We start from the raw sequence: 24826 nt of genomic DNA, 5'->3' as shown, positions 1-24826 counted from the left end.
GGCGGTGAGGTGGCCGCCGACGGCTTCGATCCCTTCGGCAATATCGCGGGCCGAGCGCCGCTCGGTGCCCTTGAAGGCCATGTGCTCCAGCAGGTGGGCGATGCCGTTCACCTCCGGCGCCTCATGGCGGCTGCCGGCTGAGATCCAGGCACCCAGGGAGACCGTCGCCATGCCCGGCATGGCGTCACTCGCCACGGTGAGCCCCGAGGGCAGGCGGGTGATTTGCGGGCTCACGCGGCTCCTCTCCTGTCGGCCGGCGGCCGCTTGTCGCGGATGAAGTCCTGCAGGGTGGACAGATCGTTAGGCAGGGTGGTGCAGCGCTCCTCGCGTTCGTAGAGGTCGGCCAGACGCGCCGGCAGGTCCGGCCGGACGCCGGCGGCCTTCTCCACCGCGTCGGGGAACTTGGCGGGATGGGCGCAGGCCAGCGCCACCACGGCACTGACGTGGTCGCGGACCGCGGCACCGGCCGCCGCCACGCCGATGGCGCTGTGGGGATCGAGCAGCTCGCCGCTGGCGCGGTGGCGCGCCGCGATCTCCGCCAAGGTCTCGGCATCGTCCAGGCGGTGGCAGTCGAAGAGGCGGCGCAGATGCGCGAGCTGCGCGTCGGTCACCGCGAAGCGGCCGTTCGCGCGGAAGCCGTTCAGGGTTTCGCTCACCTGCGCGCCGTCGCGGTCCAGCACGTCGAACAGCAGCCGCTCGAAGTTCGAGGAGACCTGGATATCCATCGACGGCGAGAGGGTCGGGCGCACCGCCGTGATCTCCATGGCGCCGCTGTTGAAGAAACGGGTCAGGATGTCGTTGCTGTTGGAGCCGACGATGAGCTGGCTCAGCGGCAGGCCCATCTGCCCGGCGGCATAGGCGGCATAGATGTTGCCGAAGTTCCCCGTCGGCACCGAAAAGGCGACGGCCCGGTCCGGGGCGCCCAGCGCCACGGCGGCGACGAAGTAGTAGACGATCTGGGCCATGATGCGGGCCCAGTTGATGGAGTTGACCGCCGAGAGGTTCATGGCGTCGCGAAAGGCCATGTCGTTGAACATCGCCTTCACCTGGTCCTGGCAGTCGTCGAAGGTGCCTTCCAGGGCGATGTTGTAGACGTTGGGCGACAGGATGGTAGTCATCTGGCGGCGCTGCACCTCCGAGGTGCGGCCCTTGGGATGCAGCATGAAGATGTCCACCTGGGCGCGGTCGCGGCAGGCCTCGATGGCCGCCGAGCCGGTGTCGCCGGAGGTGGCGCCGACCACGGTGATGCGCTGCCCGCGGGCCTGAAGCACATGGTCGAAGAGGCGCCCGAGCAGTTGCAGGGCATAGTCCTTGAAGGCCAGGGTCGGCCCGTGGAACAGCTCCATGAGCCAGGTGCGCTCGTCGAGCTGCTTCAGGGGCGCCACCGCCTGGTGATCGAAAGCGCCGTAGGTCTCCTCAAGGATGCGCCTGAGATCGGCATCGCCGATGGTGTCGCCGACGAAGGGCTTGATCACCGCGAAGGCAACCTCGGCATAGGGCTTGCCGGCCAGGGCACGGATCTCCGCGGCGGAAAAGCTGGGCCAGCTTTCCGGCAGGTAAAGACCGCCGTCGCGGGCCAGGCCGGTCAGCAGCACCTCGTCGAACGAGAGGGCCGGGGCTTTGCCCCGGGTGGAGAGATAGCGCATCGCAAGGGCCCCAGATCGCAACGGCGGGCTGTCGAAAACGCCAATCTAGACGCAAGCCGGTCCCTGCCGCAAGCCGGAGAATACCAGGGAATTCCTGTGGAACCCGTGGCTTTTCAACGTTTTTTCGACCTTGCCAAGCTTGCGCGCGGCGCCAAGGCCCGCCGCAGCGGGCCTCGGCTAGTCTCCACGCAGTATCAGCGGAAATCCCCACTTTCCTCCGAGCGGTTTCCGCCCGCTAGCGCGCGCCGGCCGGTCCGCCGGTATCGCGGCCGGGGTCGCGGTCGCGTCCGCCGCCCTCGGTGCCGGAGCCTTCACCGGGATCGCGGTCAGGCCGGTCACGGCCGTCCCGCTGATCCTCGAAGACCACCGGGATGATCCGCGTCTCGCGCTGTTCCTCACAGCTCACGGTATGGCTGTCGAAGGCCGAGGCCACCGCGTTGGGCGCCACGACCTGGACCATGAAGGCCTGCTCGCGCAGCCCCTGGACGCTGTCGTCGTCCGCCGCCGGGCCGGTGCCGAAAAGCCGCTCGAAGAAGTCGGGCTCGCGCTGCTTCAGCTTCTCCGGAACCTCGAAGACGACGATGGAGGGGTCTTCCTCGGTCTGTGCGCTTTCGGCCAGTGCCAGCTTGTGGCTGGCCTGTACCGCGAAGAGGCCGTCTTCGGTGGCCACAGCACTCGCCTCGAAGAGCTGCGACTCGCGGCCGTCCTCGGTGACGATCCGGTAGGACAGCTTGCCGGGAGACTGTGCACCGAGGCGCACGTTGAAGGCATAGGCCAGCGGGCAGGCGCCCGCCATGTTGACCGGCACCACATCGAGGCTGGCCGAGGTCGCCTGAAAGACATCGCCGCGCGCAGCCAGCACGGCCGCGGCGTCGGCAATGACGCCCCCCGCGGCCGGCGCGCTTTCCTGGGCTGCCGCAATGCCGCAGCCAAAGCTCAGGGCAGCCGCCGAAACCAGCAGGCCCTTGGTCATCCGTTCCTTGAACATCCACTCTCTCCACTTATGCCTTGGGTTCGAATGCCCCTGGGTCGTGGAGAGCGCGGCGATGGTTCAATTCCGGGACAGATGTTCAGCTTTTCCGCCTGAGTCCCGACGGAAACGGGGCCCGGCAAGGCCGATTACGGTGAACGCCAGGACCTTGAAACCGGCATAGAGGGCGGGGCTTTCAGAGTGTCAGGCGAGAGGCGTCAGGTCTCGGAGGAAGACGCTTCCGCCGGTCCGGCGGCTTCGCGCACGGTGGCGAGGCAACTGGCCATCAGATCCAGATAGTACTGGCGGTCCTTGGTCGCCGTGTCCTTCTCGGCCTGGGCGATGCGCTCGAAGAGATAGGCCGCCAGGGCGTAGTCGTTGGCGGGATAGACGCCGGAGCCCGCAAGATCCTGAACCATGCCGACCGCGGTTTCCGCCGCCTTCGCACCGACCCGCCCGATGCCGCCCCCAAGTCCGCCAATCGCCATGTCCGTCCTCCCTGTTTGGGGTCTTGACCGAAACCTCATGTAGCCGCTGGAACGGCTCGGTTCAACCGGCTGCGTCTGGAGCGGCGACTGTCAGGTCAATACCGTCTCTGTACACCAAGCGAGACAACGTGCCGTCAAGTACGCTTCCAAGATCGTCGATTTGATAGGTCCTCCGCATGGCAAAGCACGTCCGAAAGACCATCATCTGGTTCGAGGATCATGTCGCGATCTACTCAGCCTTGGGCAAGCTCACTTAAGTTCAGACCACAGGCCAAAGGTCGTGGCGCAACTGACATCACACGACCGGCGCACATATGTGAGGTACAACACATACAACGCCTGCGTGTCGCTCTAGCTTTACACTAAACTGCGAAATCCAGCCAAACGAATGCAGCTATACGCATGTCAGTTCATTCTTGATCTTAGGAGCGCGCGAGATGGCGAAGAAAACACGAGGCCAAAAATCAGACTTTGGTAATTTCATTGTTCTAAATGGTCAAAAGATACCCATCCAAGAACATGAAACCGACTTTAGCGTACACGCGTCGAAGAGGCATCTAGAGCAGGATCCGCGCGACTATCAAGATGTCGCTTCGCTGTCCGAGTCAATGGCCCGCGCACGTGGCAAGGATACCAGAGATCGAGATTCCCTGATGGACAGTGTCCGGAAAGAGAGTGTCGCGCATCATGTCTATCTCATCGAAGGTACGAATGAAGAGTTGATCATCGACGACACCGTCATTCTGACGCTACGCAATGAGGGGAGCGGTGATCTCGAAAAGATAATGGATGATTTCGCGCTGGAGTATGTCCGGGCGATGGCAAATGCCCATGTCTTGAGAGTCACGACGGCGACCGGGCAAAACCCGATCAAGACGGCCAATCAAGTCGCTGAGCGTCCGGAAGTGGAAAGCTGCGTGCCCGATATTATGCAGCAAGTTCGCTATCACCAATTGCCAATTCTGTTTCCCCAGCAATGGTATTTGACCGCCGACTTGCTTAATCACCCGTCGGTCCGCGCCAACGCATCATCGGAAGTGCCGGAAGCCTGGTCCATCACGACCGGCTCGCCAGATATAGTCCTCTCAGTTATCGACGATGGATGTGACATGGGGCATCCGGCATTCGCTGGGACGCGCGTTCATCCGGATGCGAGATCCTTCGTTGCGGGCGACCTTTCCGAAGCCCCGGAGTTCGGCGATTTCCACGGTACCCCGGTCGCCAGCATCGCGATAGGCTCACACAACAACCAAGCCATGCGCGGAATAGCGCCGGGTTGCACATTCTTGCCGATTCAAATTCCCTTCGGCCGGGGGGAAAGTTTCGTTTCGAACACATCGATGCTTGAAGTCTTCGAGTTTGTCTCGGCTCGAGCCGACGTAGTGAACTGCAGCTTTGGATTTCCGCCTAGCACCTTTCAGAGGTTCCCCTCCGCGTTTCGACTGGCAATGACCCAGCTGACACAAACCGGTGGCCGGCGTGGCAACGGTCTTGTTATTGTCTTCAGTGCGGGAAACGACGACTCACCAACTTTTCTTGCAGCGAACGAGAACATTAACGGTGTCCGCTTTCTTGGCCGGCGCAACTCCTTTACCGGCCAGTTCGATATCGATGAGATTCCGCGAAACAGGGATGTGTTTACGGCCTATCCGATGATACCTGGTTTGGTCATCGTCGCGGCGATGTCTTCGACGACGCGCAAATCCGGTTACTCAAACTGGGGACCCCACATCACCGTGGCAGCGCCTTCGAGCAACGGGCATGAACTAAACGGACGAGTTACCACCTTTACGGCACCCCAGCGTGGACTGGGACAAATCGCCGCATCAAACCGCCCAGGCCAAGGTTCGGGATCGAACCCTCTCACGGATGACCCCTCGACAGGGATCGACGAACGTCTGTACACGGCCAGTTTCGGTGGCACCAGTGGAGCCGCACCAGTCGTCGCCGGCATCTGCGGCTTGATGCTGTCCGCCAATCCAACCCTATCGGCGACTCAGGTACGGCAGATCCTCGAGGCGACGGCCGATACCGACCTGGACACCGGTCTGGATCTGCCCGACGACCCCAACGTCCAGGGGATCTCAGGCGCGTTTGTCAACGGCCGTTCGCCCTTCTACGGAGCCGGAAAGGCAAACGCGGCCCGAGCGGTCACGCGGGCACAGTCCCTACCCGGTGGCATTGCAGGAACGGGCGGAGGAACCCGCCACGGCACCGCGAACCCAGGCATAGCCATCCCCGATCGAGATCCCCAAGGCATCGTGAGTCATATCGAACTAACAGGCGATGGGCCGGTTCGCGCGATTCTGGTCGATGTCGACATCACGCACACCTATCGCGGTGATCTACGAGTGAACTTGGTTTCGCCCGATGGGTTTGTCGCCGAGTTGCATCGCATGCAGGGCTCGTTCCGGGACGACCTGAAGCGAGCGTATTCCGCGGCCACCAACGGGGATCTGGCAAACTTTGTCACATCTGGAGTCGACGGCAAAGGTAGATGGACTTTACATGTTTCGGACAACTTGCAGCGCGACACAGGAACGTTGAACTCATGGAGCATTGATCTGCGACAGTCCTAATCGGATTGCCCATACTGAGCTCGCCTTCTAGAGCCTGCGACGCGCCGTTGGTTGTGACGGTCAGAGCCGGTCAATGACAGTTCAATTGCCGCGCGATGTTCGTTGGCCTTGAAAGGGCCGACCAAACTGAAGGGAGGCCATTGATGATCTTGTATAAGTCCCAGGCAGTCTGAATGCGAGGGTTTTGGGGCAGCTCAGATGAAGATTCCGCGAACTGGCGTCAAATCTCTAGGGGGTAGCGTCCGAGAATCCGTTGGCGACAAGCTTGATGTTGGACGGAGACTACGTATTCGGCTCCATCGCACGGGGTGTTGGCCTTGACTTCCGAAATGGGTCATTCACGGACATGCGCAGGGTCTGCTGCAGGCGGCCGGTGCTGACCCAGGAACGGGCAATACGACACGGCCCTTCGGCTAGCGGTCGCGGAGGTCCTTTGTGGCCTGCAGGGTCGCGAGGATCAGGGCGTCGCGTTCGGCGGCGGCGCTGGAGACGTCGCGGCCGTTTGCCTCCTCGGCGACGCCGCCGGCGAGGGCGGCGGCGAGTTCGGGGGTCAGTTCCGGCGCGCCGAGATCCGCCCACCAGCGGTGGAAGCTGTCGCGATATCGGTTGCAGAACTCGTCCAGGCCGCCCGGGCCGGCCCCGAGATGAAAGAGCATGTGCGGGCCCATGGCCGCCCAGCGGAGGCCGGGCCCGGACCAGACCGCCTTGTCGACGTCTTCGACGGAGGCGACGCCGCTGGCCACTAGGTGGATCGCCTCCCGCCAAAGGGCGGCCTGCAGGCGGTTGGCCACATGGCCGGGCACCTCCCGCTTCACCCGAATGGTCACCTTGCCGATCTGGGCGTAGAAGGCCTCGGCCGCCTCCAGCACGCCCGCGCCCGTCGCCTCGTTGGCGATCAGCTCGACCAGGGGAATCAGGTGTGGCGGGTTGAAGGGATGGCCGAGCAGGAAGCGCGACGGATCGCGCCAGCCCTGCTGCATCTCCCGGACCATGAGGCCGGAGGCCGAGGAGGCGACGATGGCCTCGGGCGCCAGATGCGGCTCGATCTCCGCGAAGAGCGCGTGCTTGATCTCCAGGCGCTCGGGTACGTTCTCCTGAACGAAATCCGCCGCCCGGACGGCCGCCGCCGGTGCCCTGTGCATGGTCAGACGCTCCGGGTCGCCCCGCTCGGTGAGGCCGAGCTGTTCGAGGGCCGGCCAGGCCTGCGCCACGTAGGCGCGGACCCGATCTTCCGCGCCCTCGGCGGGGTCGTAGACCTGGACGCTCAGGCCCTTTGCCAGAAACAAGGCGGTCCAACTGGCGCCGATGACGCCGGCGCCGAGAACGGCGGCTCTCTCAAATTCAGCCATCAGAACAGGCCCTGATCGGCGAGGCGGCGGTGAGGCCGCCGTCGAGGGTGTAGCACTGGCCCGTGGCGAAGGCGGAGTCCTCCGAGGCCAGCCAGAGGGCCAGGCGGGCGACGTCCTCCGGGGTACCGAAGCGCCCGGCGGGGTGCCGCTTCAGCGCGTCCTCCTTGGCGGCGGCGGGATCGCGCGACTGCGCGAAGGCCGCATCGGCCATGCCGGTCATGATCCAGCCGGGGCAGATGGCGTTGCAGCGGACCCCGGGCCCGTGGTCGACGGCAATGGAGCGGGTCAATCCGTGAACGAAAGCCTTGGAGGCGTTGTAGAGCGCCATGCCGGGGTCGGCCGCCATGCCGGATATGGAGCCGATGTTGATGATGGAGCCGCCGGAGGCCATGACCGGGATGAAGGCGCGGCAGGTCAGGAACACGCCCTTGGCGTTGACGCCCATCACGGCGTCCCAGTCCGCATCGCTGCTGTCGGCCACGGTCTTTTCGATCTGAACCCCGGCGTTGTTGACCAGGATGTCGAGGGCGCCGAAGGCCTCGCCGGCCGACTGTTTCAAGGCGTCCATATCGCGGCCGTCGGAAACGTCCGCGGTCATCCAATGCACGGCACCGTCGAGACCGTCGGGCCGGTCGCCGCGCCCGCAGGTCATCACCGCCGCGCCTTCTGCCAGGAAGGCCTCGACGATGGCGCGGCCGATGCCCTGCCGCCCTCCGGTCACCAGGGCCGACTTGCCGGCGAGGCGGGTCATGAATGGGCCACCATGACGTGGCGGATCGCGGTATAGGCATCGAGAGCATAGACCGACATGTCGCAGCCGGTGCCCGAGCCCTTCATCGCCGCCCAGGGCATCTCCGGCGTGCCGACGCCGTGGGTGTTCACCCAGGTGAAGCCGTAGCGCAGCCGGCTCGACACCGCCATGGCCCGGCCCACGTCCCTGGTCCAGACCGAGGACGCCAGGCCGTACTGGCTGGCGTTGGCCCAGGCCACGGCCTCTTCCGCGTCATCGAAGCGCGAGATGGTGACCACCGGGCCGAAGACCTCCTGGCAGGCGATCTCGGCGTCGTTCGCCACGTTGGCGATCACTGTCGGCTCGTAGAAGAAGCCTGCGCCCGCGCCGGACCCGCCACCGGTTACGACTTCCGCGCTCCCGCGGGCGCGCTCGACGAAGCCGGAGACCCGCTCGCGCTGGGTGGCGGAGATGACCGGCCCCATCTCCACACCGTCTTCGCGCTGCCCGCCCATCTTGATGCTGCCGACGGCGCTGGCCGTATCGGCGACGAGCCTGTCGTAGACCTTGGCGGAGGCCATCACCCGGCAGGGCTGGGCGCAGTCCTGGCCGGCGTTGAAGTAGGAGCCGCCGCGGAGGGTCTCGACCACGGCATCGATGTCGGCATCGTCGAAGACGATGACCGGCGCCTTGCCGCCCAGTTCCAGATGGACATGGCGGATCTTCTGAGCGGCGGCGCGCATCGCCGCCATGCCGGTGGCGGGCGATCCGGTGACGCTGATGGCCTCCACGGCGGGCGCGTTGATCAGCCGGTCGCCGATGGTGGCGCCGCGCCCGGCGACGATGTTCACCACGCCCTTGGGGAAGATGCCGTTCACGATCTCGCCGAGGCGCAGGGTCGACAGCGGCGTCAGTTCGGAGGGTTTCAGCACCACCGTGCAGCCGGCGGCCAGCGGCGCCGCCAGCTTCCAGGCCGCCATCATCAGCGGATAGTTCCAGGGCGCGATGGAGGCCACGGGGCCCACCGGGTCGCGGCGGATCATTGAGGTATGACCTTCGACGTATTCTCCCGCCGCGGAGCCGGTCATGGTGCGCGCGGCGCCGGCCATGAAGCGGAAGACATCGATGGTGAGCGGCATCTCGTCGGCCTCGGCACTGGCCAGGGGCTTGCCGCAGTCGAGGCTCTCCAGGCCCGCCAGTTCCGCCCCATGGGCCTCGATGGCGTCGGCCAGGGCCAGCAGGTGCTGCGCGCGCTCGCCGGGCGTCGTCCGGGACCAGGAGACGAAGGCCTCCTCGGCAGCGCGCACCGCGGCGTCGACCTGCTCGAGCGAAGCTTCGGCGACAGCGGCGACTTCCTGGCCCGTGGCCGGGTCCAACACCGAGAGCGCTTCGCCCTCGCCGGCGACCAGTTCGCCGCCAATCAACAGCTTGTCCTGCATGCCCCTCTCCTCAGAAGCCCACCCGGTCGCCGCCCTTCAGCCCGAGCCGCTGGCGCGCGTCCGCGGGCGTCGCGATGGTCAGGCCAAGGTTTTCGACGATGGCGCGGATCTTGCGGACCTGATCCGCGTTGGAGCGCGCCAGTTCGCCCTTGCCGATGTAGAGGCTGTCCTCCAGGCCGACGCGCAGGTTGCCGCCGAGCATGGCGGCCTGGGTGGCAAAGGGCATCTGATGCCGTCCGGCGGCCAGCACCGACCACTCGTAATCGCCGCCGAACAGTTTCTCGGCGATGCTGTGCATATGCATGAGATTGGCGGGGTCGGCGCCGACGCCGCCCAGGATGCCGAAGACCATCTGCACGAAGAACGGCGGCTTGACCATGCCTTTGTCGACGAACCAGGCGAGGTTGTAGAGATGGCCCAGGTCGTAGCATTCGAACTCGAAGCGGGTGCCGTGGGTCTCGCCGAGTTCACGCAGGATGTACTCGATGCTCTTGAAGGTGTTGGGGAAGATGAAGTCCCGGGTCATCTCCAGGAAGGCGGGCTCCCAGTCGTGCTTCCAGCTGTCGTACTTCTCCAGCAGAGGAAAGATGCCGAAGTTCATGGAGCCCATGTTGAGGGAAGCCATCTCCGGACGGGCCCGCATGGCCGCCGCCAGCCGCTCCTCGATGGTCATGCCGAGACTGCCACCGGTCGAGATGTTGATCACCGCGTCGCTCGACTGCTTGATGACCGGCAGGAACTGCATGAAGGTTTCGGGCCGCGGATCGGGCTTGCCGGTCTCGGAATCGCGGGCGTGAAGATGAATGACCGAGGCGCCGGCCTCGGCGGCCTCGATGGACGCGGTGGCGATCTCCGCCGGCGTGATCGGCAGGTGCGGCGACATGGTCGGCGTGTGAATGCCGCCCGTCGGCGCGCAGGTGATGATGACCGGATTTGCCATGTCAGAGCCTCATCTGCTGGACCTGCGCGGAAAGCCCGCCGTCGATGACCCAGAGCTGGCCGGAGGCATAGCGCGCCTCGTCGGAGGCCAGCCAGTTGACCAGGTTGGCGATGTCGTCGGGGGTGCCGTAGCTGCGCAGCGGATGGACATCGCGCACCGCCTGCTGAAGGCTTTCGATGTCGCCGGAATCGCGAAAAAAGCTCTGCAGCATCGGCGTATCCACATAGCCCGGGCAGATGGCGTTGACCCGGATTCCCTCCGGCCCGTGGTCGCAGGCCATGGCGCGGGTCAGGGCGTGGACGGCCCCCTTGGAGGCGCAGTAGGCCGTGAGTCCGGGATCGGCGATGAAACCGTCATAGGAGCCGAAGTTGATCACGCTGGCGCCCGGGGATTTGCGCAGCAGCGGCAAGGCGTGCTTCGCGGTCAGAAACATCCCCGTGACATTGATGGCGAAGACCCGGTTCCATTCCTCCAGGGTCGTGTCCTCGATGGTCTTCTCGATCTCGATCCCGGCGGCGTTGACCAGGATGTCGAGCTTGTCCCAGAGCCCGCCCAGCTCGTCGAAGGTCTGCCGCACCGCCGCCTCCGACGTGACGTCATAGCGGCGCCAGGTCACGCCCTCCGGCAAAGCGGCGGGCTCGGCGACGTCCGCGGCGATCACCTCCGCCCCTTCCTTGGCGAAGCGCGCGCAGATCGCCGCGCCGATGCCACCCGCGCCGCCGGTCACGAAGGCGGTTTTGCCCGAGAGCATCGCCATTACGGTTTGACGACCGAGGCGTAGGCGTCGAGGACCAGCCCGTGAAAGTGGTGCACGGCATGTTCGGATTTGCCCGAGCCGTTGGGGTCATGGACGATGCGCCCTTGGGTGAAGGCCGGGGTCGACATGCCCCGCTGCACGCTTTCGACCAGCGCGATGTCCTCGGCCTGCAACACGTCGTCGAGGTATCTGATGGCCTCACGCTCGGCTTCGCTGGGCTCCGCGCTCTCCAGAAAGAAATCGTAGGTCTCCAGGGTGCGGTCCGGTCCCGCCGGAATGACCTGCAGGACGATCAGATTGCCGCGGCCGGGATAGCGCATGAGGCAGGTGTTGGGCCAGAGCCACCAGACGGCGTGATCCGTCACCGTCGCCGCGTCCACTGAATAGGCCTTGTTCGCGGTCTTGCCGGCCTCGGCCATGTGGCTGGAATAGATGCCGTGGGTGGTGACCCTGTAGGTGTTCATGTCGACCAGGGTGCAGAAGTCCTTGTGGGCCACCGGGCAGTGGTAGCATTCGAGGAAGTTGTCGACGACGTTCTTCCAGTTCGACTTGATGTCGTAGGTCAGGCGGTGGGCGAAGGTGAGCCGCTCCACGTCCGGCGCCCAGTGCAGGATCTCCTGGCCCAGGTCGCCGCTGGCTTCGGCCAGGGGGGCTGCCTCGGGATCGAGGTTGACGAAGACGAAGCCGCAGAATTCCTCGACCTGCACGCGGTGGAGACAGATATCGCCGACGTCGAAGTCTTTCAGGTGGTCGGTGTTGGGGGCGCGGCGCAGTTGTCCCGTCAGATCATACGTCCAGGCGTGATAGGGGCACATGATGCGCCTGGTCTGCCCCTCGCCGCGCAGAAGCTGATGGGCCCGATGCCGGCAGACGTTGTAGAAGCCGCGCAGTTCCCCATCCATGTCGCGGACGACGCAGATCGGTTCCCCGGCGATCACGGTGGTGCAGTAGCTGCCGGGCTCCCGGAGCTTCTCGCCGTGGCAGACCCACTGCCAGCTGCGCCGGAAGATCGCCGCGCCTTCGACCTCCGACCAGGCCTGTTCGGTATAGGCCTCGGACCTCAGAGAAAAGGACCGGGCCGGGTCCCGGTCGAAGCCCCGGGAAACCCGCTCAATATCCTGCTGTGACACTGGGCCCATCTTGCGCGTTCCTTCACACCCTCGCCGAGGCAGAGCCTCATTAGGGAAGCCCGCCTTCGCCGGATGCCCCTGACTAAAAAATGTAAGCGAAGCGGAGGTCGGATGACTGATGTTTTTCGCCGTTAAACATGCTTAAATCGACATATGGTTGAAACAGAGTTCGATCCGGACCTCTCCCCGCCGCCCGGCGAAACCGCCTGCACCCTGGGGATGCTGCTGCTGCCCGGCTTCAACGCCATGGCCGCCCATGCCTTCGTGGACCCCTTCCGGGCCGCCAACTACCTGCGCGGCACGGCGATCTACCGCTGGCCCTTCCTGTCCCTCGACGGCGGCGCGGTGACGGCGAGCAACGGCCTCTGCGTCGCCCGGACCACCGCCTTCGCCGAGGCGGAAGCGGAGATGGACTTCCTGGTGATCAACGCCAGTTGGGCGCCCGAGCGGTTCCGCGGCCGGGCCCTGCAGGGTTGGCTGCGGCGCCAGGCGCGGATGGGGGCCGTGCTCTGCGCCCTCGATACCGGCGCCTTCGTGCTGGCCTACGCGGGGCTGCTCGACGGCTACCGCGCGGCGGTTCACTACGAGCATATCGCCGCCTTCCGCGAGCTCTTCGCGGAGACCGCCCTGGACGAGTCCCTCTTCGTCCTCGACCACGACCGGCTGACCTGCTGCGGGGGCATGGCCGCCGCCGACATGGCCTTGGAGATCATCCGCCTGCAGCAGGGCCTCGATCTGGCCAACGGCGCCGGCCGCTACATCTTCCATGAGCGGCTGAGACCGGGCGGCGAAGGCCAGTCCCCCACGACGCGCGAGCCGGTGGGCTACGCCGCCCCCGCCCGGCTGCGCGAAGCCATCGTGCTGATGGAGCGCAATCTCGAGCAGCCCCTGAAGATCACCGAACTCGTGGCGCGGCTCGGCCTCTCCCAACGTCAGCTCGAACGGCTGTTCCGCCTCCACACGGGGGTGTCGCCCATCCGCTACTATGTCGACGTCAGGCTGGACCGGGCGCGCGGCCTGGTGACCCAGACGGAACTGCCCATCGTCGCCGTCGCCGCGGCCTGCGGCTTCGGCAACGCGGTGCAGTTCACCCGCACCTACAAGCGGCGCTTCGGCCTCGCCCCCAGCAAGGACCGCACCGAAGGCCGCGTCCCCTTCCAGTTCCGCTCCTTCCCCAGCCACGCGGGTGTGTGAACGCTCAAGCGGGGCGGCGCAGCCCTTGGTCGTTGGAAACTCGCCAATGTTTTCTGGAGCGCCCTTCTCCAGTCGAGCGCTAAAGTCCTCCGGTATGATTCAATGAGTCAGATGCTCTTTCTCCAGCTATGCGGTGACTGGCAGCACTTCCACAGTGATGTGAGAGAGTTCGTGGATTTGGCCGAGCTGCGCCTTGTAGTCAGTCGGGTGTTTTGGGTCCGGCGATGCTAGGGCTACGATCGCCGCGCAGTGGCCGGGGCCAACGCGCCAGACGTGGAGATCGGTGATCCTGTCCTCGCCGATCTCGATGGCCCCCCGTATCCTACCCTCAAGCTCTGCATCGGGAGGCACTGTGTCCAGAAGAATCCCGCCGGCGTCGCGAATGAGCCCCCAGGACCAGCGGGATATCACGAGCGCTCCGACAACGCCCATGATCGGATCGGCCCAATACCATCCATAGCTGCGCCCCAATAGGAGCGCGACGATAGCCAGAACCGACGTCAACGCATCGGCCAGAACATGGAGATGGGCGGCGCGCAGGTTGTTGTCTTGCCCATGGCCGCGCCCCTGCGAGTGCGCGTGACCATGGCTATGCCCGTGATGATGGTGTGCGTGATCGTCCCGCAAAAGCCACGCGCTGAGAAGGTTCACCACAAGGCCGATTATCGCGACCAGAATAGCCTGTTCGAAGCTGATCGGGACTGGCTGCACGAGCCGCAGGAAGCTTTCCCAGCCGATGAGCAGCGCTATCAGCACGAGTGCGATGGCACTGGCAAAACCCGCGAGGTCGCCGAGCTTGCCCGTCCCGAAGCTAAAGCGCGGGTTCCGTGAATGGCGGCGCGCGTAGCGATAGGCCAACGCCGCGATGAGCATGGCGCCGGCATGGGTGGACATGTGCCAGCCGTCCGCGATCAGCGCCATCGACCCATACACATGTCCGGCGACAATCTCGACAACCATCATGGTGGCCGTCAGGGCGATGACCAACCACACCTTGCGTTCGTTGCGGCCCTGATTCGCGCCGAGAAAGACATGCTCATGGGTAAACGCGGAGACGTCTCGGCCAGACACGGCTATTCCTCTCCCCCGGGCGGCCTCGGCTCACTTCATGTAAGTTCTGAGGACCTGGATCATTTCCTCTGCCCCCTGCGCGCGGTCAGCCTTGGTAGGGGCGGCAAGAACATGCTCGCGCAGATGCTCTTCCATCAGTTCACCGGTCAGCCCGGTCATTGCACCACGGATAGAGGCCAGTTGGCGCAGCACCTCGCTGCAGGCCGCCTCGGCCTCCAGCGCGCGCTCAACACCCTCCATCTGGCCTTTGATGCGACGCACGCGCGCGACCAATTTCGTCTTGTCGCGGATGGCGTGGGACATGTCGGCACCCCTTCACTGAATATGGTATAGGGTGGTATACTATATGGACAAAGATCAAGAAAGAGCGGATCGAATTCCGACCGCATAGCTACCGAACGAGCGATCTTCCAGATTTGCCCACGGCGGAAGACCCTTGAGAGCTGCCACTCGGCGCGATGTACGGAATGATGTGGTTGGACTCAAAGCGGTCGTTGTATGCCCGTCAAAAACGGCCGCTTGTGGCCGATTTCTGCCAGCGCATATGAGCCGCGCAAATGGCGGTTCGGCCGGATCGCAGCAACGTCTTGGTCGGCGGACATTCAGCCCCGCATGATCGGCGGCCCAAACGGATGCGCGCGCCAGGTCGCCTTGTCCGATGCTGCTGTCGTTGGCCCACAGACTGCTCCGATCCCGGTCAACGGCTTGCGCGGATACGGCGTTCCGATACTTGGGCTTCCTATCTGATCCTGGAGGCTATAGAAGGTCTTCCAATCAGGCGGATTCAAAGTCTGGATTCGACCTGCCTAAACCTTTTGTAAAGAACAACCGGCCTAGGTATCGGGCATGGTGATTCGGCAGCGCGGTAGGACCTTTCGGCTCGTGATCGCCTTGGCGATGACGATGACCCTACTGCTGTCGCCATTCGGACATGCGGCCTCACACGATATGGCCGTGCCCGGCGCGGCTCCGGAGACCCTCCAAGAGGCTTCGGCCGCCGCGGCAAGCCGCCACAATCACGGCCACAGCCATAGCCATGACGAAGCCTGGCCGCAGGAAGGGCATACCACGGCCTCCCATGGGCACCATGCCGCCGATCATCTCCATGAAGTGCCTGCGCCGGCCGACTTGCCTGCGCTAGCCCTTACTTGGTCCGGCGATACGCCTTCTGTCTTCCCGGCCAACTTCCCACCTCAGGGCCCGTTGTTTCCGATAGAACGTCCGCCGCAGAGCTGAACGCGGCACATTCAACCGCGGGCCCACCAGGCCCTGTCAACACATCAACGGCGGACATATCAATGCATCACCCATCTTCATGGGGTGGTTTGCGTACCCAGAAATGGCGTGCGAGCCCCCTGCTTTTCCTTATGACAGCCTTTTTCGTGCTGGCCTTCGCCAACGGCGCTTTGGCCCATGCGGTGGCCGAAGGCGACAAGGGCTACATCCTGGAAATCTCCGGCATCAACCTGCTCCCCTTCACCTATCTTGGGGCCAAGCACATGGTGACGGGTTACGATCACCTGCTGTTCCTGTTCGGCGTGATCTTCTTTCTTTACCGGCTGAGCCACATCGCCATCTACGTCAGCCTTTTCGCCGTCGGCCATTCGACGACGATGCTGCTCGGGGTCTACTTCGGCTGGAACGTCAGTGCCTACCTGATCGACGCCATCATCGGCTTCTCTGTGGTCTATAAGGCGCTCGACAATCTCGGTGCCTTCCAGCGCTGGTTCGGCTTCCAGCCGAACACCAAGGCGGCGACGCTGATCTTCGGTTTCTTTCACGGCCTCGGCCTCGCCACCAAGATCCTCGAATACCAGATCTCGCCGGACGGCCTGCTGCCCAATCTGCTGGCCTTCAACGTCGGCGTTGAGATCGGGCAGCTGCTCGCGCTGGCCGCCATCCTCATCGCCATGGGCTACTGGCGACGAACCAAGGGGTTCTGGAAGCATGCCTACACAGCCAACGTCGTCATGATGACCGCCGGCTTCGTGCTCATCGGCTATCAGCTCACCGGCTACGTCGTGGCCTAGACATCAGGAAAGCGAACGTAAGATGTACAATTCGAACAAGCCCTCCCCCAGCGATCTTCCTTCGACCGGCCGGCTGCTCCGCTCCACCGCAGTCGCCATGGTGGCAGCGGCAGCCATTCTGGTGACCGTCGTCCTGCCCGCCGAGTACGGCATTGACCCAACAGGAGCCGGGCGCATACTCGGTCTGACGGAGATGGGTGAGATCAAGGTGCAGCTGGCCGCAGAAGCTGAAGCCGATCGGGCAGAGGCCAATGCGGAGACGGCCCGGACCGACGCCGCACCGCTGCCCACACCGCAAGCCATGCCCGAAACGCCGACCGCTGTCGAACCCAACCCCGACAATCCTGAGCCGGCCGTCGATCGGCTCGCCACTGCCCCGGCGACGGAACCGGCCCCCTGGCGCGACGAAATCTCGATCACATTGGCGCCCGGCCAGGGCACGGAGGTAAAGCTCGTCATGAGGGCCGGCGCCAAGGCGCGTTTCGAATGGACCGCCAATGGCGGCCTGTTGAACTACGACACCCACGGCGACGGGGGCGGCAACAAAATCTCCTACGAGAAGGGTCGCGGAGTGCCCGGCGATGAAGGAGAGCTGGAAGCGGCCTTCGACGGCAACCATGGCTGGTTCTGGCGCAACCGGACCGACCGCGACGTCACCATGACCCTACGCACCGAGGGAGCCTATCTCGAGATGAAGCGCGTGCTTTAGGTTCCAGGCCGAAGGATGCCATGCCACCGGCAGAGCGCCGGTGGCATGGCACACTCCACAAACCATCGAAAGTTTCGGGATTGAAAGCACTCCCGAAAGCTTGAGGCCAATGGCCGAACTCGGAATCTACACAGGGCTGTTCCTCATCGCATTCCTGGCCGCCACGATCCTGCCGGCCCAGTCGGAACTGGGCCTTGCCGGCCTGATCGTATCGGGCAACCACTCCGTTGTCCTGCTGGTGGCCGTAGCGAGCGCGGGCAACTCCCTGGGCGCTGTGGTCAACTGGGGTCTCGGGCGCGGCATCGAGCGCTTCGCGGACCGCCGCTGGTTCCCCGTCAAGCCGCATCGTCTGGATCGGGCGGCCGGCTGGTATCGCCGCTATGGCCGTTGGAGCTTGCTGCTCAGCTGGGTACCCTTCATCGGCGACCCGCTGACCGTCGCCGCCGGAGTGCTGCGCGAACCGCTGGCGAGCTTCCTGGCCCTCGTCGTCATCGCCAAGACCGGCCGCTACGTCGTGGTGGCCGCCCTGGCAATGGGTTGAGGCGTCCAGGCATGTTCAAAGCGATTGTCGATCTGCAGCGCGACATCTACCTGGCTTTTGCCGAGCGCATCAGCAACTTCGCTGAGAGCGGCGACTGGGCTCACCTGGCGATCTTTCTGCCCATCGGACTCCTCTTTGGCGCTGTGCATACTCTCACACCGGGCCACAGCAAGCTCGTGCTGGCCACTGACCTTGCCGGCTCCGGCCCTGACGGGCCCAGGGCCTAAGCCAGATAGCGCGCTTTCAGGTGAGCCTTGAAGATCTCCGGGTTGAGAGGCTCGCCGGTGGCGCGTTCCAGGATCGCTTCGCCGCTGGCGGAGGAGGCGGCGCCGTGCACCTGCTCGCGCAGCCAGCCCATCAGCGGGGCGAAGTCGCCGCGGCTGAGGGCTTCGGGAATCTCCGGGCGCGCTTTCTTGGCGGCGGCGAAGAGCTGGGCGGCGGTCATGGCGCCCAGGGTGTAGGTGGGGAAATAGCCCCAGGCGCCGTCGTACCAGTGGATGTCCTGCAGGCAGCCCAGGCGGTCGTCGGGCGGAGTGACGCCCAACAGGTCGCGCAGGCCCTCGTTCCAGGCGGCGGGCAGCGCCTCGGGCTCCATGGTCCCCTCGATCATCGCCTTTTCCAGGCGGTAGCGCAGGATGACGTGGGCCGGATAGGTCACCTCGTCGGCATCGACGCGGATGAAGCCGGGCTCCACCCGATTATAGTGACGCTGCAGGTTGTCGGCCTCCCAGGCCGGGCCCGTGCCGCCGAAGGCGTCGCGCGCCAGCGGCGCCAGAAAGGCGATGAACTCGGCACTGCGGCAGGCCTGCATCTCGATCATCAGGGACTGGCTCTCGTGCATCGCCATGCCCCGCGCCTCGCCCACCGGCTGCAGGCGCCAGTCCGCCGGCAGGCCGCGCTCGTACATGGCATGGCCGGTCTCGTGCAGCACGCCCATGAGGGCGGTCATGAAGTCGTCCTCGTCGTAGCGGGTGGTGATCCGCACGTCGTCGGGCACGCCGCCGCAGAAGGGATGCAGGGAGACGTCGAGCCGGCCGTGGTCGAAGTCGAAGCCGACGGCAGCCATCAGCCTGCGGCCCAGGGCCTCCTGCCTGTCCTTGGGAAAGGGGCCCGCGAGCGGCAGCGCGGCGGGCCGGTCCTGCTGGCGGGTCAGCACCGCCTCCAGAAAGCCCGGCAGGAAGTCCGCTAGGTCGGCGAAGACCGCGTCGATGCGCGCCGAGGCGCCGCCCGGCTCGTACTCGTCCAGGAGGGCGTCGTAGAGCGAACAGCCGAGCCGTTCGGCCTTGGCCGCCGACACCTCCCGGGTCAGGCGCAGGACCTCCGTCAGGGACGGCAGCACGGCGGCGAAGTCGGCCTTCGGGCGGGCGTCGCGCCAGACCATCTCGCAGCGCTTGCAGGCCTTGGCATGCGCCTCCACCAGATCGCTCTCCAGCGCCGTGGCATGCATCCAGCGCCGGCGCATCTCCTTGAGGTTCGCCTGCTGCCAGTCGGAAAGGCCGCGACCGTCGCCGGCTGCCTCTTCGAACAGCCCCTCCAGGGCGGGGTCGGTGAGCAGCTCGTGGCAGACCACGCTGAGCGTCGCGAGCTGCTCGGTGCGCGCCTCGGCGCCGCCGGAGGGCATCACCGTCGACATGTCCCAGGAGAGCACGCCCGCGGCCTCCTGCAGCGCGTGCAGGCGCTTGAACTTGCGGGACAGGGTCTCGTAAGCGGTCATGCCAAGTCTCTCCGAGCGGCGGTCACATCCATCCGACTACATGGACCAGAAAGCGCAGGGCTTCAAGCGACGGGCCTCAGGCCCCGCCGGAATCGTCTTCCCGGCGGTAGTGGTAGAGAAAGTAGATGACCACCAGGATCACGGCGAAGGAATACCAGGTGATGGCGTATTCCAAGTGGTCGTTCTTCAGGGTGACGCGGGTCTGACCGCCAATGGGCAGGCCGCCGGGCAGCTCCGAGGCCACCGCGTCGGCATAGACCTCGGTGACGATGAGGCCCGCCGTCACATCCGCCGCCATCACCGGCAGGTCGAGCCAGAAGTAGAAGCGCTCCTCCGGCTTGTTGGGGGGCCTGGCGAAGTCGACTCCCTTCCAGCCGTCGGTGCGCAGCAGTGCCTCGATGTCCAGCGGTCCGGCAAGCTGCCCCTCCGGGCGGGTCGCCGGATCGCGGCGTTCCTGGGGCACCCAGCCGCGGTTCACCAGGAGGATGCGGCCGTCGTCGAGACGGAAGGGCGTGACGATGTTGAGTCCGACCCGGCCGCTTTCGGTGCGGGCGCCGAGATAGAATTCCTCATCGTGCAGAAAGCTGCCGCTGAGGGCCACGCGGGTGAATTCCACCGCCGCCGGGTCCGGGAAGTCGCGGGGCAGCGGTACGGCGGCTCGTTGCGAGCGCTCGACGCGCTTGGCGATCTCCCCCTCCTTCCAGAACAGGCGCTGCACCTGCCAGGTGCCCAGTGCCAGGAGAATGATCAGCGCTGGAATGGTGAAGACCGTCGCCCAGAAGGTCGGGCGAAAGCGCTTGGGGCCTCTTGGCAGGTCACCGCTGCCCGCATCAGTCATAGTCGACCGTTCCGCTGTCGCTGGCCTTGTTGCGGTACTGCAGGGCGATCAGCACGCCCTTCATGGGGCGCAGCATGCCCAGGGCGCCGCCCAGGATCACCGGGATCCAGATCGTCATGTGCAGCCACAGCGGCGGTTCATAGGTGAATTCCACCCAGATGGCCAGCGACACGACGACGAAGCCGAGGATGAAGATAACGAAGACGGCCGGTCCGTCGCCGCTGTCCTGCTTGCCGAGATCGAGACCGCAGACCGTACAGCTTGGCGCCACCGTCAGAAAGCCGGCGAAGAGCTTGCCCTCGCCGCAGCGCGGGCAGCGGCAGAGCAGGCCCGTGCGGAACGGCGACTGCTCCCCATAGCTATGCGAGGGGGGCTCCCTGGAAGGGTCCTCGTGGGGCGCCGTCAGTTGCCGCCCCACCAGTAGACGCAGACGAAGAGGAACAGCCATACCACGTCGACGAAGTGCCAGTACCAGGCCGCCGCCTCGAAGCCGAAGTGATGGTCCGGCTTGAAGTGGCCAAAGTAGGCGCGGAACCAGCAGACGATCAGGAAAATGGTGCCGACCAGCACGTGAAAGCCGTGGAAGCCGGTGGCCATGTAAAAGGTCGAGGAATAGATGCCGTCGGTGAAACCGAAGGCGGCATGGCCGTACTCGTAGGCCTGGACGGCGGTGAAGATGATGCCCAGCAGAATGGTGATCGCGAGCCCCTGAAGCAGGCCCTGGCGGTCGCCGTGGATCAGTGCGTGGTGCGCCCAGGTCACCGTGCAGCCGGACAGCAGCAGGATCATGGTGTTGAGGAACGGCAGGTGGAAGGCCGGGAAGACCTCGACGCCGGTCGGCGGCCAGACCCCGCCGGTATGCTCGACGCGCTCGAACTGCTGGGCTTCGCCGGCAAAGAGGCTGGCGTCGAAAAAGGCCCAGAAGAAGGCGGCAAAGAACATCACCTCGGAGGCGATGAAGAGCACCATGCCGTAGCGCAGGCCGAGCTGCACGACCTTGGTGTGGTGGCCCTGGAAGGTCGCTTCCTTGACCACCTCGCGCCACCAGAAGAACATGGTCGCCGCCACCAAGACGATCCCCAACGGCAACACCCAGGCGGTGACCTCGTGCATGAACAGCACCATGCCGACGGCCAGGATGCCGCCGGAGAGGGCGCCGATGAATGGCCAGGGGCTCGGGTCTACCAGATGGTAGGGATGGTTCTGTTCGTGGCCTGCACTCATGTCGTTCCCCATTCTTTGCTGCCGCTTCGCCGCAGCGGATAGATTTTGGTTCCTGCCGTCAATTCACCGATGGTTCCTGTCCCGCGCCCGCCGCCGCTTCTTCCGGGCGCAGGCTGGCTTGGGGTTCCTCGATCACCGCGTCGGGATCAACGAAGAAGGTATAGGAGAGGGTGATGGTCTTCACGTCGTCGAGGTTCGGGTCTTCCTCGATCGCCGGGTCGACGAAAAAGCTCACCGCCATGTCCATGGACTCGCCGGGCGCCAGGCGTTGCTCGGTAAAGCAGAAGCACTCCACCTTGTTGAAGTACTGCCCCGCCTTCAGCGGCGTCACGTTGAAAGTGGCGGTGCCGGCGGTGGTACGCGCGGCCTGATTGGTCGCCCGGTAGAAGGCCAGGCCGGACTCGCCGACCTGCAGGGTGACGGCGCGCTCCACCGGCTGGAAGGCCCAGGGCAGTTCCGGATTGACGTCGGCGTTGAAGCGCACGGTGACGATCCGTTCGCCGACCTGCTCGGGCAGGCTTTCGGCCACCTGGGTGGTGCCGCCGTAGCCGGTGACCCGGCAGAACAGCTCGTAGAGCGGCACCGAGGCGTAGGAAAGGCCGGTCATGGCGGCGACGACGCCGAGGCAGATGACCGCCACGCGCCCGTTGCTGCGCGTCCGCCCACTGTTGCCCTGCTGCCGCTCGGTCATGCTCAGCCCCCGCCCATGCGGATGATGGAGACGAAATAGACAACCACGACGAAGGTCACCAGCACCGCGAAAATCGCCCAGTTCTTGCGTTTCTGCTGGCGCATGCGTTCCTCTTCCTCGTCTTCGCGCATGGTCATCCGCCAACAATCCAGGCCGCCGCCATGCGATAGGGCTCGCCGCCGCCCAGAAGCCCCGGCGCCCGGTCGATGATCAGCAGGCCAAAGAGCACGAAGAGATAGAGAATGGAATAACCGAAGAGCTGGCGCGGCGCGCGCTCGCCCGGGTCCCGCTGCACCCTCAGCGCCAGTCCGACGAAGCCAAGGCCCATCACCAGCGCCACCAGGGCATAGACGACCCCCGCCGTGCCCAGCAATGCCGGCATCAGGCCGAGGGGGGCGAGGATCAGACTATAGAGAAGAATCTGCCGCTTGGTCGCCGCCGGCCCCGCCACCACCGGCAGCATGGGAACCTTCGCCTTGGCGTAGTCGATCTCGCGATAGAGGGCGAGTGCCCAGAAATGCGGCGGCGTCCAGAAGAAGATCAGGGCGAAGAGCGCGATGGACTGCAGGTCCACCCCGCCGGTCACCGCCGCCCAGCCGATCATCGGCGGAAAGGCTCCGGCGGCGCCGCCGATCACGATGTTCTGCGGCGTGCGGCGCTTCAGCCAGATGGTGTAGACGAAGACGTAGAAGGCATTGGCGAGCGCCAGCAGGGCCGCGGCGGTCCAGTTGAGGGCGAGGCCCATGAGCATCACCGACAGCAGGCTGAGCACCACCCCGAAGGCCAGGGCATCCTGCGGGGTCACCCGGCCGCGCGGCAGCGGCCGGCTGCGGGTGCGCTGCATCACCGCGTCGATGTCGCGTTCGTACCACATGTTGATGGCCCCGGCGGCGCCGGCATTGACCGCGATGCAGAGCACCGCCACGGCGGCGAGGAAGGGATGGATCTCCCCCGGCGCGGCGTAGAGCCCGGCGAAGCCGCTGAACACCACCAGCGACACGACCCGCGGCTTCAGAAGCGCGAAGAAGTCCGAGACCCGGCCCGACGAACGCCGCGCCGCGCCGGCAAAGGCGCCTGCCTCGCTTCCAAGACTGAGTGCGGTATCGCTCACTTCATGCGCTTCCCTGCAGTCCCGGGGTTATCCGGCCCGCTCATCCGATCCGCCGCCCTAGCGGATCTGCGGCAGGTCGTTGAAGGTGTGGAACGGCGGCGGCGAGGATACGGTCCACTCCAGCGTCGTTGCCCCCTCGCCCCAGGGATTGGCCTCCGCCTTGCGGCCCGCGGTCATCGCATAGAGGGTCATGACCACGAAGAAGACGGTGGAGGCGATGGAAATGTAGGAGCCGTAGGAGGAGATCGCGTTCCAGCCGGCAAAGGCGTCGGGATAGTCGATGTAGCGCCGCGGCATGCCCGCCAGCCCCAGGAAGTGCTGCGGGAAGAAGGTCAGGTTGACGCCGATGAAGGTGGTCCAGAAGTGCAGCTTGCCGGCCCACTCCGGGAACTCGCGGCCGGTCATCTTGCCGAACCAGTAGTAGAAGGCGGCGAAGATGCCGAACACGGCGCCCAGGCTCAGCACGTAGTGGAAGTGCGCCACCACGTAGTAGGTGTCGTGCATGGCGATGTCCATGCCGGCATTCGCTAGGACCACACCGGTCACGCCGCCGACGGTGAACAGGAAGATGAAGCCGATGGCCCAGATCATCGGCACCGTGAAGCGGATCGAGCCGCCCCACATGGTGGCGATCCAGGAGAAGATCTTCACCCCCGTCGGCACCGCGATCACCATGGTGGCCGCCGTGAAGTAGGCCTTGGTGTCGACGTCCAGGCCCACGGTGTACATGTGGTGCGCCCAGACGATGAAGCCGACGAAGCCGATGGAGACCATCGCGTAGGCCATGCCCAGATAGCCGAAGACCGGCTTCTTGGAAAAGGTCGAGACGATGTGGCTGATGATCCCGAAGGCCGGCAGGATCATGATGTAGACCTCGGGGTGGCCGAAGAACCAGAAGAGGTGCTGGAACAGGATCGGGTCACCGCCGCCGGCGGGATCGAAGAAGGTGGTGCCGAAGTTGCGGTCGGTCAGCAGCATGGTGATGGCGCCGCCCAGCACCGGCAGCGACAGCAGCAGCAGGAAGGCGGTGATCAGGATCGACCAGACGAAGAGCGGCATCTTGTGCAGCGTCATGCCCGGCGCGCGCATGTTGAAGATCGTGGTGATGAAGTTCACCGCACCCAGGATCGACGAGGCGCCGGCCAGGTGCAGCGCGAAGATCGCCATGTCCACCGACATGCCGCCGTGGCCGAGTGGCCCCGAGAGCGGCGGATAGACCGTCCAGCCGGTGCCCGCACCGATATCGACGAAGGCCGAGCCCAGCAGCAGCAGGAAGGCCGGCACGATCAGCCAGAAGGAAATGTTGTTCATCCGCGGGAAGGCCATGTCCGGCGCGCCGATCATCAGCGGCACGAACCAGTTGCCGAAGCCGCCGATCAAGGCCGGCATGACCACGAAGAACACCATGATCAGGCCGTGGGCGGTGATGATCACGTTCCAGAGCTGGCCGTCGGGCTCGCCGTCGTTCAGCAGGAACTGCACGCCGGGATCCTGCAGCTCCATACGCATGATCAGGGAGAACAGACCGCCGATCAGGCCGGCGATCACCGCAAAGAGCAGATAGAGGGTGCCGATGTCCTTGTGGTTGGTCGAGCAGAACCACCGGACGAAGAACCCGGGCTTGTGGTCGTGATGCGCGTGCGCGTCGCTGCTGCTGTAAGCCATAACGTGGGGT

At 65.3% G+C, this 24826-nt stretch carries 26 protein-coding genes; 6 read left to right on the top strand and 20 right to left on the bottom strand.

The window, feature by feature from the left end:
• From Q0996_RS20245 to Q0996_RS20230, 4 genes are all read right to left on the bottom strand, one after another.
• Positions 1-234, bottom strand: a 234-nt coding sequence (locus Q0996_RS20245) for a pitrilysin family protein (protein WP_299624069.1), incomplete at its 3' end; no start/stop codon positions are given.
• Complete coding sequence (gene thrC, locus Q0996_RS20240) at positions 231-1646, bottom strand: threonine synthase (protein ID WP_299624067.1); 1416 nt, start codon at positions 1644-1646, stop codon at positions 231-233. The genes thrC and Q0996_RS20245, both read right to left, overlap by 4 nt.
• Positions 1647-1881: 235 nt before the next feature.
• On the bottom strand, positions 1882-2634 hold the full coding sequence (locus Q0996_RS20235) for a hypothetical protein (protein ID WP_299624065.1): 753 nt from the start codon (positions 2632-2634) through the stop codon (positions 1882-1884).
• A 200-nt stretch (positions 2635-2834) separates the two neighbouring features.
• Entirely contained in the window at positions 2835-3104 is a 270-nt protein-coding gene (locus Q0996_RS20230) for a hypothetical protein (protein WP_299624063.1), read from the bottom strand.
• Positions 3105-3541: 437 nt separating this feature from the next.
• Between Q0996_RS20230 and Q0996_RS20225 the strand changes: the two genes are divergently transcribed.
• Entirely contained in the window at positions 3542-5683 is a 2142-nt protein-coding gene (locus Q0996_RS20225; RefSeq protein WP_299624061.1) for a S8 family serine peptidase, read from the top strand.
• A 413-nt stretch (positions 5684-6096) separates the two neighbouring features.
• On the opposite strand, the gene Q0996_RS20220 is transcribed toward Q0996_RS20225, so the two are convergent.
• From Q0996_RS20220 to Q0996_RS20195, 6 genes are read right to left on the bottom strand one after another with little or no spacing between them, the layout of a single operon-like run.
• The gene (locus Q0996_RS20220; RefSeq protein WP_299624059.1) at positions 6097-7032 is read right to left on the bottom strand and encodes a 3-hydroxyacyl-CoA dehydrogenase NAD-binding domain-containing protein; all 936 of its coding nucleotides are present in this window, start codon (positions 7030-7032) and stop codon (positions 6097-6099) included.
• Complete coding sequence (locus tag Q0996_RS20215) at positions 7025-7783, bottom strand: SDR family NAD(P)-dependent oxidoreductase (RefSeq protein ID WP_299624057.1); 759 nt, start codon at positions 7781-7783, stop codon at positions 7025-7027. The genes Q0996_RS20220 and Q0996_RS20215 overlap by 8 nt, the downstream gene beginning before the upstream one ends.
• Positions 7780-9201, bottom strand: a complete 1422-nt coding sequence (locus Q0996_RS20210) for a gamma-aminobutyraldehyde dehydrogenase (protein WP_299624056.1) — start codon at positions 9199-9201, stop codon at positions 7780-7782. The genes Q0996_RS20215 and Q0996_RS20210 overlap by 4 nt, the downstream gene beginning before the upstream one ends.
• A gap of 10 nt (positions 9202-9211) precedes the next feature.
• Positions 9212-10141 (bottom strand): 3-keto-5-aminohexanoate cleavage protein, encoded by a 930-nt coding sequence (locus Q0996_RS20205; RefSeq protein WP_299624053.1) that lies wholly within the window; start codon positions 10139-10141, stop codon positions 9212-9214.
• A gap of 1 nt (position 10142) precedes the next feature.
• Positions 10143-10898: an SDR family NAD(P)-dependent oxidoreductase gene (locus Q0996_RS20200; protein ID WP_299624050.1), complete on the bottom strand. Its 756-nt coding sequence runs from the start codon at positions 10896-10898 to the stop codon at positions 10143-10145.
• Positions 10898-12028 (bottom strand): ring-hydroxylating oxygenase subunit alpha, encoded by a 1131-nt coding sequence (locus Q0996_RS20195; protein ID WP_299624047.1) that lies wholly within the window; start codon positions 12026-12028, stop codon positions 10898-10900. Before Q0996_RS20195 ends, Q0996_RS20200 begins: the two co-directional genes overlap by 1 nt.
• 153 nt (positions 12029-12181) lie before the next feature.
• On the opposite strand from Q0996_RS20195, the gene Q0996_RS20190 reads away from it, so the two are divergent.
• Positions 12182-13222, top strand: a complete 1041-nt coding sequence (locus Q0996_RS20190; RefSeq protein WP_299624044.1) for a GlxA family transcriptional regulator — start codon at positions 12182-12184, stop codon at positions 13220-13222.
• Positions 13223-13348: 126 nt separating this feature from the next.
• Here Q0996_RS20190 and dmeF read toward each other — a convergent pair whose 3' ends face one another.
• Together dmeF and Q0996_RS20180 are read right to left on the bottom strand one after the other, a co-directional pair.
• Positions 13349-14293 carry a CDF family Co(II)/Ni(II) efflux transporter DmeF gene (gene dmeF / locus Q0996_RS20185; protein ID WP_299624041.1) on the bottom strand — a complete coding sequence of 315 codons (945 nt, stop codon included), beginning with the start codon at positions 14291-14293 and terminating at the stop codon, positions 13349-13351.
• A gap of 30 nt (positions 14294-14323) precedes the next feature.
• Positions 14324-14596: a metal/formaldehyde-sensitive transcriptional repressor gene (locus tag Q0996_RS20180; RefSeq protein ID WP_299624039.1), complete on the bottom strand. Its 273-nt coding sequence runs from the start codon at positions 14594-14596 to the stop codon at positions 14324-14326.
• 1064 nt (positions 14597-15660) lie between these two features.
• Here Q0996_RS20180 and Q0996_RS20175 point away from each other — a divergent pair.
• The 4 genes from Q0996_RS20175 (at position 15661) to Q0996_RS20160 (ending at position 17800) form a co-directional block, all read left to right on the top strand.
• Entirely contained in the window at positions 15661-16323 is a 663-nt protein-coding gene (locus Q0996_RS20175; protein ID WP_299624037.1) for a HupE/UreJ family protein, read from the top strand.
• Between the two features lie 22 nt (positions 16324-16345).
• A complete protein-coding gene (locus Q0996_RS20170) occupies positions 16346-17032 on the top strand; it encodes a transmembrane anchor protein (RefSeq protein WP_299624035.1) in 687 nt (228 codons plus the stop codon).
• Positions 17033-17141: 109 nt separating this feature from the next.
• On the top strand, positions 17142-17573 hold the full coding sequence (locus Q0996_RS20165; RefSeq protein ID WP_299624033.1) for a YqaA family protein: 432 nt from the start codon (positions 17142-17144) through the stop codon (positions 17571-17573).
• An 11-nt stretch (positions 17574-17584) separates the two neighbouring features.
• Positions 17585-17800 carry a hypothetical protein gene (locus Q0996_RS20160; RefSeq protein WP_322096765.1) on the top strand — a complete coding sequence of 72 codons (216 nt, stop codon included), beginning with the start codon at positions 17585-17587 and terminating at the stop codon, positions 17798-17800.
• On the opposite strand, the gene Q0996_RS20155 is transcribed toward Q0996_RS20160, so the two are convergent.
• The 8 genes from Q0996_RS20155 to ctaD all read right to left on the bottom strand — a co-directional run bounded on the left by Q0996_RS20155 (position 17797) and on the right by ctaD (position 24816).
• Positions 17797-19287 (bottom strand): carboxypeptidase M32, encoded by a 1491-nt coding sequence (locus Q0996_RS20155; protein WP_299624031.1) that lies wholly within the window; start codon positions 19285-19287, stop codon positions 17797-17799. The two genes, Q0996_RS20160 and Q0996_RS20155, sit on opposite strands and share 4 nt — an antisense overlap.
• Before the next feature lie 76 nt (positions 19288-19363).
• On the bottom strand, positions 19364-20125 hold the full coding sequence (locus Q0996_RS20150) for an SURF1 family protein (protein ID WP_299624028.1): 762 nt from the start codon (positions 20123-20125) through the stop codon (positions 19364-19366).
• A complete protein-coding gene (locus Q0996_RS20145; RefSeq protein ID WP_299624025.1) occupies positions 20118-20573 on the bottom strand; it encodes a DUF983 domain-containing protein in 456 nt (151 codons plus the stop codon). The genes Q0996_RS20150 and Q0996_RS20145 overlap by 8 nt, the downstream gene beginning before the upstream one ends.
• Positions 20528-21349 (bottom strand): cytochrome c oxidase subunit 3, encoded by an 822-nt coding sequence (locus Q0996_RS20140; RefSeq protein ID WP_299624023.1) that lies wholly within the window; start codon positions 21347-21349, stop codon positions 20528-20530. Before Q0996_RS20140 ends, Q0996_RS20145 begins: the two co-directional genes overlap by 46 nt.
• 58 nt (positions 21350-21407) lie before the next feature.
• Positions 21408-22040: a cytochrome c oxidase assembly protein gene (locus Q0996_RS20135; protein WP_299624020.1), complete on the bottom strand. Its 633-nt coding sequence runs from the start codon at positions 22038-22040 to the stop codon at positions 21408-21410.
• A 2-nt stretch (positions 22041-22042) separates the two neighbouring features.
• Positions 22043-22177, bottom strand: coding sequence for a hypothetical protein (locus Q0996_RS20130; RefSeq protein ID WP_299624017.1), 135 nt, complete (start codon positions 22175-22177; stop codon positions 22043-22045).
• A complete protein-coding gene (locus Q0996_RS20125) occupies positions 22174-23151 on the bottom strand; it encodes a heme o synthase (protein WP_299624014.1) in 978 nt (325 codons plus the stop codon). The genes Q0996_RS20130 and Q0996_RS20125 overlap by 4 nt, the downstream gene beginning before the upstream one ends.
• A 57-nt stretch (positions 23152-23208) precedes the next feature.
• Positions 23209-24816 carry a cytochrome c oxidase subunit I gene (ctaD, locus tag Q0996_RS20120; protein WP_299624012.1) on the bottom strand — a complete coding sequence of 536 codons (1608 nt, stop codon included), beginning with the start codon at positions 24814-24816 and terminating at the stop codon, positions 23209-23211.
• Between the last annotated feature and the right edge of the window lie 10 nt (positions 24817-24826).

This window comes from Pelagibius sp. (assembly GCF_028289705.1).
Classification (GTDB): Bacteria; Pseudomonadota; Alphaproteobacteria; order Kiloniellales; family Kiloniellaceae; genus Pelagibius.
Note: the sequence above shows the minus strand (reverse complement) of the source record. Positions and strands in the feature narration are given on the sequence as shown.

What these genes read in the sequence shown, in the direction of transcription:
- thrC (WP_299624067.1), bottom strand. Translation starts at nt 1,646, where the DNA reads ATGCGCTATCTCTCCACCCGGGGCAAAGCCCCGGCCCTCTCGTTCGAC.
- Q0996_RS20235 (WP_299624065.1), bottom strand. Translation starts at nt 2,634, where the DNA reads ATGTTCAAGGAACGGATGACCAAGGGCCTGCTGGTTTCGGCGGCTGCC.
- Q0996_RS20230 (WP_299624063.1), bottom strand. Translation starts at nt 3,104, where the DNA reads ATGGCGATTGGCGGACTTGGGGGCGGCATCGGGCGGGTCGGTGCGAAG.
- Q0996_RS20225 (WP_299624061.1), top strand. Translation starts at nt 3,542, where the DNA reads ATGGCGAAGAAAACACGAGGCCAAAAATCAGACTTTGGTAATTTCATT.
- Q0996_RS20220 (WP_299624059.1), bottom strand. Translation starts at nt 7,032, where the DNA reads ATGGCTGAATTTGAGAGAGCCGCCGTTCTCGGCGCCGGCGTCATCGGC.
- Q0996_RS20215 (WP_299624057.1), bottom strand. Translation starts at nt 7,783, where the DNA reads ATGACCCGCCTCGCCGGCAAGTCGGCCCTGGTGACCGGAGGGCGGCAG.
- Q0996_RS20210 (WP_299624056.1), bottom strand. Translation starts at nt 9,201, where the DNA reads ATGCAGGACAAGCTGTTGATTGGCGGCGAACTGGTCGCCGGCGAGGGC.
- Q0996_RS20205 (WP_299624053.1), bottom strand. Translation starts at nt 10,141, where the DNA reads ATGGCAAATCCGGTCATCATCACCTGCGCGCCGACGGGCGGCATTCAC.
- Q0996_RS20200 (WP_299624050.1), bottom strand. Translation starts at nt 10,898, where the DNA reads ATGGCGATGCTCTCGGGCAAAACCGCCTTCGTGACCGGCGGCGCGGGT.
- Q0996_RS20190 (WP_299624044.1), top strand. Translation starts at nt 12,182, where the DNA reads ATGGTTGAAACAGAGTTCGATCCGGACCTCTCCCCGCCGCCCGGCGAA.
- Q0996_RS20180 (WP_299624039.1), bottom strand. Translation starts at nt 14,596, where the DNA reads ATGTCCCACGCCATCCGCGACAAGACGAAATTGGTCGCGCGCGTGCGT.
- Q0996_RS20175 (WP_299624037.1), top strand. Translation starts at nt 15,661, where the DNA reads ATGACAGCCTTTTTCGTGCTGGCCTTCGCCAACGGCGCTTTGGCCCAT.
- Q0996_RS20170 (WP_299624035.1), top strand. Translation starts at nt 16,346, where the DNA reads ATGTACAATTCGAACAAGCCCTCCCCCAGCGATCTTCCTTCGACCGGC.
- Q0996_RS20165 (WP_299624033.1), top strand. Translation starts at nt 17,142, where the DNA reads ATGGCCGAACTCGGAATCTACACAGGGCTGTTCCTCATCGCATTCCTG.
- Q0996_RS20160 (WP_322096765.1), top strand. Translation starts at nt 17,585, where the DNA reads ATGTTCAAAGCGATTGTCGATCTGCAGCGCGACATCTACCTGGCTTTT.
- Q0996_RS20155 (WP_299624031.1), bottom strand. Translation starts at nt 19,287, where the DNA reads ATGACCGCTTACGAGACCCTGTCCCGCAAGTTCAAGCGCCTGCACGCG.
- Q0996_RS20150 (WP_299624028.1), bottom strand. Translation starts at nt 20,125, where the DNA reads ATGACTGATGCGGGCAGCGGTGACCTGCCAAGAGGCCCCAAGCGCTTT.
- Q0996_RS20145 (WP_299624025.1), bottom strand. Translation starts at nt 20,573, where the DNA reads ATGGCTGTTCCTCTTCGTCTGCGTCTACTGGTGGGGCGGCAACTGACG.
- Q0996_RS20140 (WP_299624023.1), bottom strand. Translation starts at nt 21,349, where the DNA reads ATGAGTGCAGGCCACGAACAGAACCATCCCTACCATCTGGTAGACCCG.
- Q0996_RS20135 (WP_299624020.1), bottom strand. Translation starts at nt 22,040, where the DNA reads ATGACCGAGCGGCAGCAGGGCAACAGTGGGCGGACGCGCAGCAACGGG.
- Q0996_RS20130 (WP_299624017.1), bottom strand. Translation starts at nt 22,177, where the DNA reads ATGACCATGCGCGAAGACGAGGAAGAGGAACGCATGCGCCAGCAGAAA.
- ctaD (WP_299624012.1), bottom strand. Translation starts at nt 24,816, where the DNA reads ATGGCTTACAGCAGCAGCGACGCGCACGCGCATCACGACCACAAGCCC.